The organism is Maribacter sp. MAR_2009_72 (genome assembly GCF_007827235.1).
Lineage (GTDB): Bacteria > Bacteroidota > Bacteroidia > Flavobacteriales > Flavobacteriaceae > Maribacter > Maribacter sedimenticola.
On the sequence record NZ_VISB01000001.1, the window covers coordinates 2,587,733 to 2,604,546 of the forward strand.

Sequence of the window (16,814 nt, forward strand, 5' to 3'; positions counted from 1 at the left end):
CGGAGCTTTTTTATTTTTACCCTATGCAAAGTTTCATAAAGGATGTGGTCAAAGAGGTATTGAATACGGAACAACGTATTCAGGAAATCATATTTGTTTTACCCAGTAAACGTGCTGGAGTTTTTCTAAAAAGGGAATTAAGCAAGAACATTAACCAAACCGTTTTAGCTCCGGAAATTTATAGCATAGAAGATTTCATAGCGCATATTTCTGGTCTGGTAACCGCAAATGCCACGACACAACTTTTTGAACTTTATAAAGCCTATCTACAAGTTGGGGAATATGAAAAGGAATCCTTTGATTCTTTTTTAAAATGGGGTCAGATACTACTACAGGATTTTAATGAAATTGACCGTTACCTTGTCAATGCCAAAACATTATACCAAAATGTAGCCGCCATTCAAGAAGTAAATCATTGGTCATTAAATGCGGATAAGTCTGAAATGATAGAAAATTACCTACATTTCTGGAGACATTTAGAGGATATATACCAACACTTTAATAAAAATTTAATTCAACAAGGTTTAGGCCACCAAGGACTAATCTACAAGACATCTGTTGAAAAACTACCACAGTATTTAGAAAACAATACCAAAAAACATGTCTTTTTAGGATTCAACGCCTTAAATAAAGCAGAAAGCCTGCTAATACAGTCCATTCTGCAGCAAACCAATGCATCTGCATATTGGGATATTGATACCTATTTTTTAAAGGATCCCATTCACGATGCAGGATACTTTATTAGAACTTATCAAAACACATGGCCCGTATTAAAAAACAAGGATTTGCAGGGCGTTTCCAATAATTATCTATCCCAAAAGAACATTGAAATTATAGGTGTTCCCAAAAATATATCACAGGTAAATTATGTGGGTCATTTACTGAAAAGCATCAAGACTAAAAATCCGGAACAACTTAAAAATGCAGCTATAGTTCTGGGCAATGAAGAATTATTGAATCCGTTATTACATTTTATACCCAAAGAAATAACGGCTACCAATATTACCATGGGTCAAAAATTGGAATTGACCACATTGGCTAGTTTCTTTTTACATGTAATTGAATTTCATGAGCAACGAACAGAAAAAGGATGGTTTTACAAACACCTCTTAAACCTACTAACCCATTCCTATACCGTTACACTATTAAATGCAGAAAACATCTCCGCACAGGAGCTTATCACCAAAATTAAGACCAATAACTGGTCCTATATTACCATGGCCCAAATTGCATCCCTTATTGGCCAACATAATACCATAGATTTACTTTTTAAGGATGTACAGAACGACCCAAAAATTTTAATTGATCATTTTTTATCCCTGGTGCAAGCCTTAAGAGCTATAGATTCCTTGAGCAATGATGTTCTAATACTTGAGCAATTATATAAGTTTTATACGCTCTTTAACCAACTTAAGGACCTATGCAATACGTTTACCTATATAAATAGCCTTAAGAGTTTAAAACAACTATTTAGACAATTATTAAGCACGGAAACGTTGGATTTTCAAGGTAATCCTACAGAAGGTATTCAAATTATGGGAATGCTGGAAAGTAGGTTGTTAGATTTTGAGACCGTTATACTTACTTCAGTGAACGAAGGAATTTTACCTTCAGGTAAATCAAATAATTCCTTTATCCCCTTTGACCTTAAAACCAAAAACGATCTACCAACCTATAAAGAAAAAGATGCGGTATATACCTATCACTTTTATAGATTGTTGCAACGAGCCAAAAATGTGTATATCCTATATAATACGGAACCGGACGCTTTGAAAGGGGGAGAAAAAAGTAGGTTGATAACCCAGTTATTAACGGATGAACAAAGAACCGGTATTACCGAATATATTGCTACTCCCCAGATACAGTCGTATCCTAATACCAAAGAGACCATTCCTAAAACCGAAAGTCTACTGACGCTTATACATTCTAAAGCAGCAAAAGGATTTTCGCCAAGTTCACTTAGTAATTATATTAGGAACCCCATAGATTTTTATAAACAAAACCTATTGAACATTAACGATGTTCTAGAGGTAGAAGAGACTTTGGCCCCTAATACTTTTGGAACTATTGTACATGATTCCTTAGAAGCGCTATACACCCCTTTGATCAACACCAACCTTACCAAGGAGGGATTAACCGCTATAAAAAAAGATATCCATAAAACGGTGCTCTTTAATTTTAAAAAGACCTTTAAGGAAGGTAATATAGAATCAGGGAAAAACTACATTACCTTTCACGTCATCCTTAAATATATTCAAACATTTATTGATGTTGAAATTGACCAACTAGCCCATCATACCATTAAGATTATAGGTTTGGAGCAAGATTTACAGGTTCCCCTTCATATAGATGGTTTGGACTTCCCTATTATCTTAAAGGGAAAATTAGATCGTATTGATGAATTTGATGGGGTAACAAGAATTATAGATTACAAAACAGGCCGGGTGGACCGCAGAAATGTTGAACTAATGGATTGGGATGTACTGACACAAGATTATCAGTACAGCAAAGCATTTCAGTTACTTTGTTATGGCCTTATGTATTTTAAGACCAACCCTACACCAAATTTAGCGGTACAAGCAGGAATCATTTCATTAAAAAACTTTACCGATGGCACCTTGCTTTTTGCACAAAAAGAATCTGCTAGAGGAGCAAAAAACCACATCATTACCAATGATGTAATTTCAGATTTCGAGCAGATTCTTGGTCAATTAATTACAGAAATATGTAATCCTGAAATTCCGTTCACAGAAAAAGAAGTATAACCTATTTTTTATCAGGTCTGGTTGGTCTAACCTCTATTTTACTTGGTAGGGTCCTTGGATTCATTTTTAATAGATCCAACACCAGTTCCCCAATATCCTCTGGTTGAATTTTCCATGCATCTTTTTCACTTGGTTCGTTATTGTTAAACTGTGAAGCTACCGATCCCGGCATTATTGTAGATACCTTTATATCATATTTACGTAGATCAAGCATTGCGGCCTGGGTAAAACCAACTACCCCAAATTTAGACGCATTGTAACCCGCACCTTGAGCAAAGAAATTGGTTCCCGCCAAACTTGCCAATGTAATATAATAACCCTTGGATTTTTTCAATGCCTCTACAGAAGACTTAAGGGTATGAAAAACCCCATTTAAATTGGTATCTATCATTTGGTGCCACGCTTCGTCCGTAATTTCATCTATGGGTGCAAAATTACCTACACCTGCATTGGCCAAAACTGCATCTAATTGTCCCCATTTATCCAAAATCTTGGAAACGGCATTTTTTTCATCTTCCATTTTTGCAACATTAGATACCACACCCAATACCGCATCGTTATTAAACTCTTTTAACGCTTGGTCCACACTTTGTTGCGTTCTGCCACTAATTGCCACCTTCATGCCTTCTGCCAAAAGCGACTTGGCTACACCCAACCCTATTCCTTTTGTTCCACCGGTAATATACACTACCTTATTTTTCAAATCTTTCATTATATCATTTTAAAAATTATAACAAGTTACTGCTTATATGAAATTAATGTAGCTGATAAAGAACAAGAATTAACGATTTTGATTTATTATATTTAGCAAATCTTAAAAAAACATTAAAATGAACAGGATACTCGTTTGGTCTATTACCGTAGCTTTAGCAGGTTTTTTATTTGGATTTGATACCGTTGTTATTTCAGGTGCAGATAAACAATTACAAGCGTTATGGGACAGTTCTGATTCATTTCATGGTTGGGTAGTCATTTCTGGTGCATTATGGGGTACTGTTCTTGGTGCATTGTTTGCAGGAATACCTACCAACAAATTTGGAAGAAAAAATACATTGATTTGGATAGGTGTCTTATTCAGTGTTTCCGCCATTGGCTCTGCCTTGGCCAATGACCCCATAACATTTGCCATTTTTAGGTTTATTGGAGGTATTGGTGTTGGGGTTTCAACCATTGCAGCACCTGCTTATATTTCTGAAATTTCTCCTGCCAATAGCCGTGGTAAACTAGTAGGGTTTTATCAATTCAGTTTGGTATTCGGTATTCTTATTGCCTTTCTTTCCAATTATATGCTTAGCGGCTTGGGCGAAAATTCTTGGAGATGGATGGTTGGTGTAGAAGGCATTCCGGCCATAATCTATACCTTGTTTGTTTTGACCGTACCCAAGAGTCCCCGTTGGTTGATTACCCAAGGACGAATTGATGAGGCACGTAAGGTATTGAAAATGATCAATCCAGATCAAGATGTTGATGAAGCAATCAACCTAATACAGCAAGATGACAATGATACGGAAGTTGGGGAATCCATTTTTATGAAGAAATATCGTTTTCCGTTGATATTGGCTTTTCTTATTGCATTTTTCAACCAGGTGTCCGGTATAAACGCGTTTTTATACTACGCCCCAAGAATATTTGAGGAGGCCGGTCTTGGTGCAAGTACAGCTTTATTAAGCAGTGTGGGTATTGGGGTAACCAACATGCTTTTTACCTTATTGGGCATCAATTTAATAGATAGGTTAGGACGTAAACAGTTAATGTATATTGGTTCTCTTGGCTATATTGTTTCGTTATCCCTTGTAGCCTGTGCATTTTTCTTTGAATGGCAGGGTATGGCCGTTCCTATATTTTTGTTCGTGTTCATAGCCTCGCACGCTATTGGCCAGGGAAGTGTTATTTGGGTCTTTATTTCCGAAATATTCCCTAACCACTTACGGGGTAGCGGACAAGCGTTCGGTAGTTCCGTACACTGGATATTGGCTGCGGCCATTCCGGCGGCAGTACCGTTCCTGTTCTCAACCATTGGCGCAGGTACCGTATTCCTTTTCTTTGCCTTTATGATGGTTTTACAATTGCTTTGGGTACATTTTATGATGCCGGAGACAAAAGGGGTATCTTTAGAAGAACTGAGTAAAAAACTTACCGAAAAGTAATTCAAAAAAAGCGCATATTCAGTTAAAAAAAGTAATGAATATGCGCTTTTATATGCTGTATTATATACGTTCAATAATAGTAGCATACCCCATGCCTACACCAACACACATGGTAGCCAAACCATATTTTCCTCCGGACCGAACTAATTCGTTCGTTGCCGCTTGAAGTATTCGTGTACCGGACATTCCTAAAGGATGACCAATAGCAATCGCTCCGCCGTTAGGGTTTATTCTTGGGTCATCATCTTTTAATCCTAACTCGCGTGTACAGGCTAACGCTTGAGCGGAAAAGGCTTCGTTGAATTCCAGTACATCCATGTCCTTTAATTCCAAGCCTGCTTTTGCCAAGACTTTTCTAGTGGCGTAGACAGGACCAATACCCATTATTTTTGGTTCTACACCCACTACAGCTGAAGCTACTATTCTAGCTTTTGGCGTGAGATTGTATTTTTTCAAGGCATCTTCTGAAACAACTAACATGGCTGCCGCACCGTCATTTAATCCTGATGCATTACCTGCGGTTACCGTTCCATCTTTTTTGAAGACGGTTCTTAAAGTGGCTAATTTTTCTACCGTTGTACTCGGTCTTATGAATTCATCTTGACTCACGATAATGGGGTCTCCTTTTCGTTGCGGAATTTCAACCGGACAAATCTCTTCCCCTAAAATTCCGTTTTGCTGTGCTTTTGCAGCTTTCATTTGAGAATTATACGCGAATAAATCTTGGTCTTCCCTACTTATGCTAAACATCTCAGCTAGATTCTCTGCGGTAATTCCCATGGCATCCGTACCATACATTTCGTGTAACTTTTTATTCACAAAACGCCATCCAAAGCTAGAGTCTTCCATTTTGGAATCGTTACCAAACGCCGTTGATGGTTTTGAAATCACCAAAGGCCCTCTAGACATGTGTTCCATTCCTCCGGCAATAAATACATCGCCATCTCCAGCTTTAATAGCACGATTTGCTTGCACCACGGCAGACATACCTGATGAGCATAATCTATTGATCGTTTCACCGGGAACGGTATAGGGTAATCCTGCCAAGAGTAGCGCCATACGAGCCACATTTCTATTGTCTTCCCCGGCTTGATTATGGCATCCTAGTATAACATCATCAATCGCATCTTTGGGTAGATTCGAATATTTTTCGAGTAAGGCCTTGATGGGAATTGCCGCCAAATCATCTGCTCTCACTTGTGCCAAAGCACCTCTAAAACTTCCTATTGGGGTTCTTATCGCGTCAACTATATATGCTTCTTTCATTCTTAAGTCGTTGTTAGTTGTTCGTTGTTGGATTTTTTAGATTAATTTTTTCTTTTAGTTCCTTACCGTAAGCCCAGAGAACTTGAACTTGATTTTTCTACAGTAACTGTTCTACAAATTTGGCTTCGGTTTTTTCACGGACTTCTTCCAAGGTGCTACCTGGTAAAATCTCTATAAGGGTCAACTGTCCTTCAATAAATTTGAACACGGCCAATTCCGTAATTAACATATCTACACAGTTAAAATCGGTAATGGGCAACGTGCAATTTTCAACTACTTTTGAACCGCCGTCTCTATCCGTATGACGTAATGTAATAATTAATTTCTTAGCGCCTGATGCTAAATCCATCGCACCGCCTACACCTAATAAAGGTTTTCCGGGTACGGACCAGTTGGCCAGATTTCCTTGCGCATCTACTTCCAATCCGCCCATAATGGCCACATCAATATGCCCGCCACGAATCATGGCAAAACTATCGGCACTATCAAAATAACTGCTTCCAGGCAACGCCGTAACGGGTACTTTACCTGCATTTACAGGATAATTCATAGCGCCGCCACCATCTTTTGGTTCGGGGCCTACACCTAGCATTCCGTTTTCGGTATGTAGAATGATGCCGTCTTCTGGTTTTATCAAATCGGCTACTAAAGTTGGGATGCCAATTCCAAGATTCACCACATCGCCTTTTTCTAATTCCGCAAACGCTCGTTTGGCCATATTCATCCGTTTTTCATCAATTACTTTTGACGAACCTACCGATGCTGATGAACCCAAATCTTCTTCTGTTAGTTTACGCTCCACCAAATAGTCCACAAAACAACCTGGAGTATGAATTTCATTGGGGTCAATATCCCCATTAGGAACAATTTCTTGCACTTCGGCAATTACAATATCAGCAGCTGTTGCCATTGCTCTATTGAAATTTTGTTCGGTCATTCGGTATTGCAGATTTCCTGCCGTATCTGCTTTCCAAGCTCTTATGATGGCTACATTTCCTCTAATACCTTCTATAAAAACTTGCTCTTTTCCATTAAGCATTTTTGTTTCTCGTCCTTCAGCGATTAAGGTTCCTGCTGATGTGGGCGTATAAAATCCGCCAATACCTGCACCACCTGCCCGTATGGCTTCTGCCAAAGTTCCTTGAGGCAATAATTCATATTCCACACGACCTTCTTGTGCCGCTAAAACGGCTTCTCTATTCGAAGTGAAAAAAGAGCCGATCATTTTCTTTAATTGACCATTGTTCAACAAGCGACCACCGCCCATATTAGGTTCGCCTACATTGTTTGCAATAAAGGTGAGGTCTTTGGTCTTGGTCTTTGCCAATTCATGAATGATATTCACGGGGTTACCCGTCATACCAAAGCCACCCCCTAAAATGATGTCGCCATCTTTTACTAAACTTGCTGCTTTTTCAGCACTTATTATTGGAACTGTTTTCATTGGAATTTAATTTTTAAACGATTCAAACGGTAGCCCTACATAGTTCTCTGCTATGGTGGTTTTATATGCTCTAGATACTTTTAGATAATCAAATTTTGCTTTTTGTAAGCGATAGGTAAATGACCCATGAGCGTCTTGTTTGTGAAATAATTTGGTCATAAAATTAGAGAAGTCCTGCGCTCTCCATATTCTACGAAGGGCATCATTGGTATAAGTGTCCAGTAACGTTTCAGAATTCGTTTTATAATAGGTCACAAAGGCGTCAACCATATGCTTAACATCGGCAATGGCCAAGTTCATGCCTTTACCCCCTGTTGGTGGAACTATATGTGCAGCATCGCCAGCCAATAATAATCTGCCACTTCGTAAACTATCAATCATATGGCTGCGCATTGGCGTTATTCCTTTTTCAAAAATAGGACCTTCTTCCAAGTCAAAACCAGGGGCCGCAAGACGTTGGGAAAGTTCGCTCCAAATATGGTCGTCTGACCAATTATCAACAGATTCATCATTGTCTACCTGAACATATAATCTACTTACGGTCTCTGAACGTAAACTGTGTAATGCAAAACCATTCTGGTGATATGCATATATTAATTCATCTGTTGAAGGTGCTACATTTGCCAATATTCCCAACCAGCTGAACGGATAGGTAATATCATAGGACTGGAAACTTTTCTTTGGCAAGGTCTTTCTTCCAATGCCATGAAAACCATCACAGGCCGCCACAAAATCGCATTCCAGAATTCCTTCTTCGCCGTCTTTTTCAAAATGTATTTTAGGACGCTTCGTATCAAAATCTACTATTTTGGTCGCCTTGGTTTCAAAATGCAGTTCTCCGCCCTCTTGCAACCAAGCATCCGTAAGGTCTTTGGTAATTTCCTGCTGACCGTAAATAGTTATGGTTCTGCCGCCGGTCAATTCGCCAAAAGGGATATGAACACGTTCCTCATCAAAGCTAAGGTATACGCCATCATGAACAATTCCTTCTTTTTTCATTCGGGCATCAAGCCCCAATTGCTTCAAGATATCTTTGGTGTTCTGTTCTACCAAACCGGCACGAACCCTACCTTCAACATATTCCCGTGAACGCAGTTCTATGACTACGGCATCTATATCGTGTTTTTTTAACCAATTTGCCAAGACCATCCCCGAAGGTCCGGCACCTATAATTCCTACTTGTGTTTTAATATGTATCATCCGGCTAGTATTCTATTCCTAAATCTGTAAATACTTCTTCTGCCGAATGCATGGCATCGTTTGCGGCTGGTAAACCACAATAAATTCCTGATTGTAGAATCACTTCTTTTATTTCATCTATGGTTACACCATTGTTGAATGCCGCTTTTACATGCATTTTAAACTCCGCTTTTTTATTGAGCGGTATCAACATAGCCAGTGTAATTAAGCTTCTGCTGTGTTTGGGCAAACCCGGTCGGGTCCAAATTTCTCCCCATGCATAGTGCGAAATAAATTCTTGAAAATCGGTGTTGAATTCATTCTTGTTTCCGTTGGCTCTATCTACATGGACATCACCTAAAACGGTTCTACGCACATGCATGCCCCTGTCAAAAGTATCTTCGCCGACTATAAAATTGATAAGTGTTTCAGCGTAATATGCCGGTAATTCGGTGCTTGGTAAATGTCTGGCATGAAACACCTTTAGCTCAGCACCTGCTATTTCTTTTTGCATGTTTTCGGCTTGCGCCACATTGGTAACGGCATCTTCATCACCTGTAATGATTAAAGTCTCTAGCTGAATTTGTTTAATATCCGCCCTAAAATCGGCATTACCTATTGCAGCACAACAGGCGGTATATCCTTCTGGTCTGTTCGCCAAGAATATTTTTTTCATTTCCGCTACGCGGGATGGATGCGTTTGGTGATAGCTTTCGGTAAACCATTTTTCCATTGTGGCATCTACGATAGCTTGCATGCCTTGTTCATTGATGGTTTCAATACGGTCGTTCCATCGTTCCACAGTACCAATCTTAGCATCTGTATTACTGATAATGAGTTTGTACAAACGGTCTGGATGGTTGATGCCCAAGTACTGGCCGATCAACCCACCCATGGACAAGCCGCAGAAATACACTTTATCTATTTTTAATGTATCCAATAGGTCAATTACATCTTGGCCCAATAGTTCTATAGTGTAGGGTCCGTCCGTAAGTTCGCTTTGCCCATGCCCCCTTGTATCATATTGTAAAACCCTAAAATAAGGTAGTAAATACGGCACCAATTCATCCCACATGGTTAAATCTGCCCCTAAGGAATTGGAGAACATCAGTACGGGACTGTTGGGTGTTCCCTGTAATTTATAGTTTGTTTTCATAACCTTATGAATACTTTTTTAATATGTTTTCTGTCCAGACCACACTATTGCCTATGGCATTATCAGGTTTGAACAAATCTTCTATAGACTCTATTTGAGGGTGCATTTCTTGCACTACCTCTTTTAAATGCTTTTGTTGTTGCAATGCCAAGGTACACGCCTTTTTTACCGATTCGTGCGCTTGCATCTTTCCTAAGGATTTGGATAAATACAATGACACCTTTTCGGCATAAATGAGTCCGTTCGTAAGCTCTATATTCTGGAGCATCCGGTCTTTATCTACCTCTAGATGCGTTATTAAATCGACGGACTTTTCTAAAGAACCACCAGTTAAATTCATGAGTTGCGTTAATGTTTCCCATTCCGCATGCCATAATCCAGCAGAACGTTCATGTTCTTGGGGCATAGCGGTAAGCATTGTAGCCACTAAACCGGGTGTGCGGGTGGCGTTGCTCAAAATAAGCGTGCATCCAACAGGATTGCGTTTATGTGGCATGGTACTGGAACCACCTTTGCCTTCTTCAGCACCTTCAAAAACCTCCCCAACTTCTGTTTGCATGAGTAAGGAAATATCCTTTGCTATTTTACCCAAAGACCCTGACAGAACTCCTAAAACAGAAGCAAATTCTACTAAGGAATCTCGCTGTGACTGCCATGGAAAAGATGCATTCAAGTCTAGGTTTTTAGCGAAGGCCATTTGAACCTCGGTTGTGATATTGGCATTACCAGTACCTACGGCGCCACCTAACTGAATGCAAAACAAACGACTTTTTAGTTCGTTCAATCTTGTTCTAGTGCGCGAAATACCTTCTAGCCATCCGGCAGATTTCATACCGAACGTCATGGGTTTTGCTTGCTGTAACAAGGTTCGACCCATCATTATCGTGTGCACATGGTCTTTGGTAAGTTGTACCAATGCATGCTGTAAAACTTCTAATTTACCCTCTAACCAAACAACGTATTCCTTAATCGTTAGTATCGTTGCAGTGTCTATAATATCTTGACTGGTAGCTCCTAAATGCACATATTTAGAAGCTTCAAAATCACGATTTTTAATGGCCTTTGTTAATTGCTTTACTAAAGGAATGGCAACATTACCCCCTAAAACAATATCAGATTTTAAAGCATTAATATCAATAGCATCTACCACACAACATTCTGAAATTATTTTTGATGCGGTTGTTGGGATCAACCCTACCTCAGCTTGTGCCTGTGCCAAGGCAGCTTCTACGTTTAAAAGTTTGGTGACGGACTCGCGATCGGAAAAAAGTTCAGTGAGTTCATTGGCGTAAAAAGTCTCAGTGTAGAGCGACATGTACTGCTATGTATTAAATTTCAAAAAAAACGGTTTCATTGGGGCCCTGCATGTGAATATTGAATACATAAGAATCGCCTTTCTTCTCCGCGATCAACGTGTACTTTCTATCGGCGTCAACAGCATTTAAATTAGCATCAGTTTCATTAAGTTGCTGTTCATCGGCAAAATAAATACGTGTATATGAATGCAATAATTGACCACGCATAAACAGTATTACATGAATAAATGGTGCCTCACCATTAACCGATTTTGGTTTTATTGTCTTAAAGGTAAATGTATTTCCTTCATCCGTACCCGAGCCGTAGCGTCCAAACAATTTGTGTACTCCATCATCTTGCCAAAGTTCTATCATGGCATCATCTACGGGCTGTGCATTGCCATCGTAAACGGTACCCGTTATGGTAATGGTTTCCACATCATTCAACCCTTTTACCATATCATGGTCTACCCAACTATCAAAATCATAGCCATATTGTTGTGGCGTTAACCCGTAGGCAAAATAAGGCCCTATAGTTTGTGAAGGAGTTTGTTTTTTAACTGCTGATGTCTTCATACTTATTTACAAATTTTCAAATGGGGTTGCATTTTTGCCACGTAAAACAATATCGAACCGATAGCCCAATGCAAAATTGGCCTCGGTAACCGATAGGTCAAAAGCTGATACTAACAGCTCCCTGCCTTTTGGGGGAACAGCCTTAAAAATAGGGTCATGCTCAAAGAGTGGATCGCCAGGAAAGTACATTTGGGTAATCAACCTACTGGCAATATCACCGCCAAACAACGAAAAATGTATATGATTTGGCCGCCATGCATTGGGGTGGTTTCCCCAAGGGTAAGCACCCGGTTTTATGGTGTAGAATTTATAATAGCCATGTGCATCTGTCATACAACGTCCCGTACCTAAAAAATTAGGGTCCAAGGGAGCGTCATGTTGATCTACCTTATGTACATAGCGCCCAGCAGCATTTGCCTGCCACAACTCAATTAACGTATGTGGCAAAGGGTGCCCATATTCATTGGTGACTTTGCCATGCACTACAATACGCTCGCCAATAGGTTCTCCATCTTTTACAGAATTCTTGGTAAGATCATGGTCTAAAGCCCCTAATTTAAAATCTTTAAAAAGCGGACCTGATAAGGTAATGTCCTTCTTTTTAGGGACGACCAAAGGTTGCAATGGCGCTCTTAAAATAGTCGATTTATAGGCTTCGTCTAAATAGGGCGGTTGTACTTCGATATCAAATTTGGAGTCCGTTGTAATGCTCATGTTCAATGTATTAAACTACTGTCTTCCAAAGCTAGTACAAGCAATTTTTAATCCTTAGGACAATTTTGAATAATAGTAGGACAAAATAAACATAATCAATACCTTAAAATGTTCAAATAAGGCAATTTTTTTAATTAAAATACTGTAATACATTACTTTATACTATATTTAAAACATAATAACATTAGTTATAAATAAACATAATGAACGATTTATTACGTTATAAGGGATTGTATGGCGAGCATCAACAGCCTTTGGTGACCGACTTTATACATATTGAACCCTTAGAGGATCGTAGTAAAATTTATGAGTGGGAGATTGCCGAGCATATTCATACAGATTTGGTGCAGTTGTTTGTCATAGAGGTAGGTAGCGGTGTTTTACTTTCTGAAGGTAACCGTATTGAACTTGCTGCTCCCTGCGTGGTTACGGTACCTGCCAACGTATTACATGGGTTTCATTTTGAGCCTTCTATTATCGGGGAGGTCATTACCCTCTCCATATCTTTTTATGACACACTTTTACAGGATAAAGCCAGTATTAAAAAGCAGAGCAACCAATTGAACTGTTTTTCCTTTTTAGAGAACACCACTACCTTTTCTGATGTGCGGTACCTTAAAGACAAAATACAAACCGAAATTTTTGATGATGCTCCAGAAAAACTTTTAGCTTTAAGAAGGTATTTTGAATTGGTGTACCTAGCGCTTTTTCGTGAAAAATTCAGAAATACGGCAGATGCCTTACTTTCCAACAATAAAAACTTGGCGTATTATCAGCAATTTCAAGAATTGATACGACTACATGCACAGAACCTGATGAGCATAAAGAAATTTGCCGATGCCTTGGGGATAACCCAAACTCACCTTAACCGTGTTTGCCATACCGTAACCGGAAAATCTGCCCTTAAAGTGGTACAAGATTTTACCATGAACGAGGCTAAAAAGTACCTGCTTAATACCTCATACTCCATTGCAGAAGTAGCCTACTTCTTAAATTTTAACGACCCTGCCTATTTTAGTCGCTTGTTTAAAAAGCGAGTGGGCGTAGCACCTGGGGAGTTTAGGAAGGGGTGAATTTTGGTTGGTGTTTGGTTTTGGATGACGGTCTCGGCTAAACGTAGTGCGGTTGTAAGGAAACTTTTCGTTTCCGTCTGCGTACGAAGCTAAAGCTTTTGGTTTTGCTTTTTTATTTTTTGTCCAAAGCTAAATCCATAAGATTTAGCGACTTCATAAATATATACAGACCATTCATTTTAGCCCTAAAGTCCGCATTACGTTTAGGCTATGATAGTCATAGTTATTCTATCGGTTATAGGGGTATTCGTTTATCCAATGAAACCCTCTGGAGGTAAGTCTAAAGTCCTTTTTGTCCAGTCGCTTTGTTTCACAAATTATCGTGTCCTTTCGGAAAATACCGCTGAAAATTAGCGTTGAATACGTTTTCTTAAAGTCTAAAGTGTACACCAATGTCGAATCATTAAATTCTGTTAATCTAATCTTATTATTTACGGTATCTATTTTAGAATATAAACCATACCTTGATCTGTCCATTCTTGAGATTTGAATGTCATTAGGGCGTTCAATGAAAATATTTCTCCACCTTGTTTTGTCTGATAAAAGTGCTGGAACAGTATCTTGATTGATTACAAAATTTATGACTTCATAAAGACCATACAATGCGGGTTTATTTTGTCTAGTCTTGTAAAGATTAGTTGTATAAGCTATGGAATTGTATAAAACTAAAGCTACAAAAGCCCATTTTAAAATATTGGCTCCTACTTTCCATTTCTTTGATGAAAATGGGGCAATAGAGTCTAATTTATTCGTCGGTTTGTTATGAATTATAAGGTTTAGAAGTCTTTTTAAATCAGGCGCAATGATTATAATTGCGATTAATAGTAATTGGGAGGAAAACAGTTTTACAGGTACGTCGTAAAAGAAATTTATAGCAACTATGTTTGCCGTAACAGGAATTAATAGTAGACCACCTAATAATCTTGTTCTTTTATGAAAAAGGAAAATTCCACCAAGAAATTCTGATAACCCAATAAACAAATTGTAACCCTTGGAGTATCCAAGAAAAGTCCAAGCCAAACCCATTGGTGAAGATTCTCCATATGGTTGCAACATTCTCCAAAAAGCAATTTCTCCGAACTGTAGTGGCATTATTTTAAAAAGGCCATAATAAATCATAAAGTAGCCCAAATAGTATCTTGAAATAGCTAAAAACCAATAATTTAATTTTTCATAGTTTCTATTTTTTTTGTCTAGAATAGACCAAATAATAGTTCCAAAAACTGCAATTACTAAAAATAAAAATAGTAATACGTAGTCGTATGTTTTATCCCCGCTACCGTTTTGAAAAATTGTGATAGGTTTCTCAAGGTTTAAAATCTTTTGCCCAACCCACGGAACCAGTTTCTGGTAAATTCCGAATATAGCTTTTTCAATGAATTCTAGTTTCGGGATAACATTGAAAGGAAATGGTATTGTTATCAGTCCCACGAATAGGACTAAAAATCTCAATAAATATTTATTGCTTGTTACCATTCTTCATAATTATTCCTGACGTTCCGGCTAAAAAGCTTTGCTGTCCCGCAGGGCAGCTATGATTTTTTAGCCATTGTTAGCAACTGCCTTTTTTATTTCATTTTCGACTAATGTCCCTCTAGCAATTCGTCCTGCACGACCACTAGTACCTTGGAATACATACTTATAGAATTTTGCGTACCCATTAGTTTCTGGGTCAGTCGATTTGTTTTCTAAGATCTGATTTTCTAAATCGGTCAATACAGTCTTTAAATTAATCTTATCGAAGTCAGTCCCAACTCTTTTTAATTTAACTAATTCAACGAGCAACGTGAACAAGCTAGTTTTTCTAAACCAAAGTGAATCAGGTTCTAAATGTAAATCCATAATCATCTTACAGGTCTCAGTGATATCTGATTTAATCTTTTCTGAGGCAGGGTACTCATCATTATAGAGTTTAATATACCTTTCGATTTCTGAATTACCGGTAAAATATCCGCTTTCTTCTATTGTTGCCATTATTAAGAGAATATATTCAGTGTCTTTCATCCTTGCATATTGATTTTGGCTAAAAATATCTAATGCTTCGAATTCATCTGAATCTTGAATAGCTTGGGCTGTAGATATAAAAACTCCCTCATACAAAGCGTTATTTATTTCCATTGCATTCAATGCGTAACTCACAGAATTGATTCTTTGGAAAATCTCAATTATTTGATTTTCATCTAACCTTCCTAAATCACGCACAACTATTTTATAATCATAAAAATCTGTTTGCTGCTTGGCCGATAAGTCTTTGAAAAGTGGAATTTCTCGTGTTGGAATTTCTCCGTTGATATAGGAAAAAATGGTGTCCAACCTTTGTTGACCATCAACTACAAGCCGAGTGGAAGTTTGCGATTCTAAGTCTATATCCCCGTCTGCAAGGTAAATTTCAGGAAAAGGAAACCCTCTTAGTATCGTGTCAATAAACTTTTGTTTATGAGAGTTATTCCAAACTAAATTACGCTGAAAAGATGGACGTAAAACGAGAGTTCCATTCTTTAAATCGTTGTATAAGTCGAGTAATTTCTCGTTGTCTGCTGTTCCTATATTATTCATAATTTTCTAGTCTTAGTCTGCTGATATTACGTGAATGATATTGTTCGAAAAAGTACTCATTTCGAAAAATAGCACCTGCAATTTTATAATTACCATACTTGCCGTATGAAATGCTTTTGAAGAATTCGAACCATTCATTTTTCTTAGTATAGTTGAAAGGAAATAAATCTGGTCTAATCCAACCTTTTAAAAAGTATTCTAAGAATTCCCTATAGTTCTTATCTTCCTGCTGACTTCTTGCTTTAACATTAATATTGAAGTTGAGTAGCTCTTGCCAGTATTCATCAAATACGGTTTCACTGATAACTACGATATCAATGTCGGACTCTTCGTTAAAGTCATTCCATATTTTTTTTGGTGCAATGCTAAATCCAAGTTTTGCAGAACCAACCATAACCACTTTTGTGGTACTGACATTAAAGAAATTCGCGACCTTTTGCTTCAGAAAAAAATACTTCTCTTCGTCTTCATGATAAATTATTGGATTTCCGTGAAGAAGGTTCTTTCTTATTATAACAGTATCTGATATGAGGTCATTATTGAGTTCTGCTTTAAATGCAGATTTTCTATTTTCAATAATTTCTTTCATTTCAATTTTTTGGTTGTTGCTAACGTACGGATATATGTAATAATACATAAACCA

The 16,814-nt window shown here is 38.1% G+C and carries 14 protein-coding genes and 1 pseudogene; 3 read left to right on the forward strand and 12 right to left on the reverse strand.

Annotated elements, in window-relative coordinates; genetic code table 11:
* The first annotated feature begins 23 nt into the window (after positions 1-23).
* Complete coding sequence (locus JM81_RS10880) at positions 24-2,765, forward strand: PD-(D/E)XK nuclease family protein (RefSeq protein ID WP_144803300.1); 2,742 nt, start codon at positions 24-26, stop codon at positions 2,763-2,765.
* Position 2,766: 1 nt separating this feature from the next.
* Here the strand turns inward: JM81_RS10880 and JM81_RS10885 are convergent, their stop codons facing one another.
* Positions 2,767-3,477 (reverse strand): SDR family oxidoreductase, encoded by a 711-nt coding sequence (locus tag JM81_RS10885; protein ID WP_144803303.1) that lies wholly within the window; start codon positions 3,475-3,477, stop codon positions 2,767-2,769.
* 118 nt (positions 3,478-3,595) lie between these two features.
* Here JM81_RS10885 and JM81_RS10890 point away from each other — a divergent pair, with 118 nt between their 5' ends.
* Entirely contained in the window at positions 3,596-4,912 is a 1,317-nt protein-coding gene (locus JM81_RS10890; protein WP_089261047.1) for a sugar porter family MFS transporter, read from the forward strand.
* Between the two features lie 60 nt (positions 4,913-4,972).
* Here JM81_RS10890 and pcaF read toward each other — a convergent pair whose 3' ends face one another.
* The 8 genes and pseudogenes from pcaF to pcaH all read right to left on the reverse strand — a co-directional run bounded on the left by pcaF (position 4,973) and on the right by pcaH (position 12,542).
* Positions 4,973-6,178, reverse strand: coding sequence for a 3-oxoadipyl-CoA thiolase (gene pcaF / locus JM81_RS10895; RefSeq protein ID WP_144803306.1), 1,206 nt, complete (start codon positions 6,176-6,178; stop codon positions 4,973-4,975).
* Between the two features lie 97 nt (positions 6,179-6,275).
* On the reverse strand, positions 6,276-7,622 hold the full coding sequence (locus JM81_RS10900; protein ID WP_144803308.1) for a 3-oxoacid CoA-transferase: 1,347 nt from the start codon (positions 7,620-7,622) through the stop codon (positions 6,276-6,278).
* A gap of 6 nt (positions 7,623-7,628) precedes the next feature.
* Complete coding sequence (locus JM81_RS10905; RefSeq protein WP_186435563.1) at positions 7,629-8,822, reverse strand: 4-hydroxybenzoate 3-monooxygenase; 1,194 nt, start codon at positions 8,820-8,822, stop codon at positions 7,629-7,631.
* A 4-nt stretch (positions 8,823-8,826) separates the two neighbouring features.
* Positions 8,827-9,213 carry a 4-carboxymuconolactone decarboxylase gene (pcaC, locus tag JM81_RS18680; RefSeq protein ID WP_409994648.1) on the reverse strand — a complete coding sequence of 129 codons (387 nt, stop codon included), beginning with the start codon at positions 9,211-9,213 and terminating at the stop codon, positions 8,827-8,829.
* Between the two features lie 3 nt (positions 9,214-9,216).
* A pseudogene (gene pcaD, locus JM81_RS10910) lies at positions 9,217-9,957 on the reverse strand (3-oxoadipate enol-lactonase); the annotation flags it as partial.
* 4 nt (positions 9,958-9,961) lie between these two features.
* On the reverse strand, positions 9,962-11,272 hold the full coding sequence (gene pcaB / locus JM81_RS10915) for a 3-carboxy-cis,cis-muconate cycloisomerase (protein ID WP_144803314.1): 1,311 nt from the start codon (positions 11,270-11,272) through the stop codon (positions 9,962-9,964).
* Positions 11,273-11,285: 13 nt separating this feature from the next.
* Positions 11,286-11,828, reverse strand: coding sequence for a protocatechuate 3,4-dioxygenase subunit alpha (gene pcaG, locus JM81_RS10920; protein WP_144803317.1), 543 nt, complete (start codon positions 11,826-11,828; stop codon positions 11,286-11,288).
* A gap of 6 nt (positions 11,829-11,834) precedes the next feature.
* Positions 11,835-12,542 (reverse strand): protocatechuate 3,4-dioxygenase subunit beta, encoded by a 708-nt coding sequence (pcaH, locus tag JM81_RS10925; RefSeq protein ID WP_144803319.1) that lies wholly within the window; start codon positions 12,540-12,542, stop codon positions 11,835-11,837.
* A 203-nt stretch (positions 12,543-12,745) separates the two neighbouring features.
* Between pcaH and JM81_RS10930 the strand changes: the two genes are divergently transcribed.
* Positions 12,746-13,615 (forward strand): helix-turn-helix domain-containing protein, encoded by an 870-nt coding sequence (locus tag JM81_RS10930; RefSeq protein ID WP_144803322.1) that lies wholly within the window; start codon positions 12,746-12,748, stop codon positions 13,613-13,615.
* Between the two features lie 228 nt (positions 13,616-13,843).
* Here the strand turns inward: JM81_RS10930 and JM81_RS10935 are convergent, their stop codons facing one another.
* The 3 genes from JM81_RS10935 to JM81_RS10945 all read right to left on the reverse strand — a co-directional run bounded on the left by JM81_RS10935 (position 13,844) and on the right by JM81_RS10945 (position 16,760).
* Positions 13,844-15,091 carry a hypothetical protein gene (locus JM81_RS10935; RefSeq protein WP_144803325.1) on the reverse strand — a complete coding sequence of 416 codons (1,248 nt, stop codon included), beginning with the start codon at positions 15,089-15,091 and terminating at the stop codon, positions 13,844-13,846.
* Positions 15,092-15,157: 66 nt separating this feature from the next.
* Entirely contained in the window at positions 15,158-16,171 is a 1,014-nt protein-coding gene (locus JM81_RS10940) for a DUF262 domain-containing protein (protein WP_144803327.1), read from the reverse strand.
* Entirely contained in the window at positions 16,164-16,760 is a 597-nt protein-coding gene (locus JM81_RS10945) for a hypothetical protein (RefSeq protein ID WP_099193481.1), read from the reverse strand. Before JM81_RS10945 ends, JM81_RS10940 begins: the two co-directional genes overlap by 8 nt.
* Between the last annotated feature and the right edge of the window lie 54 nt (positions 16,761-16,814).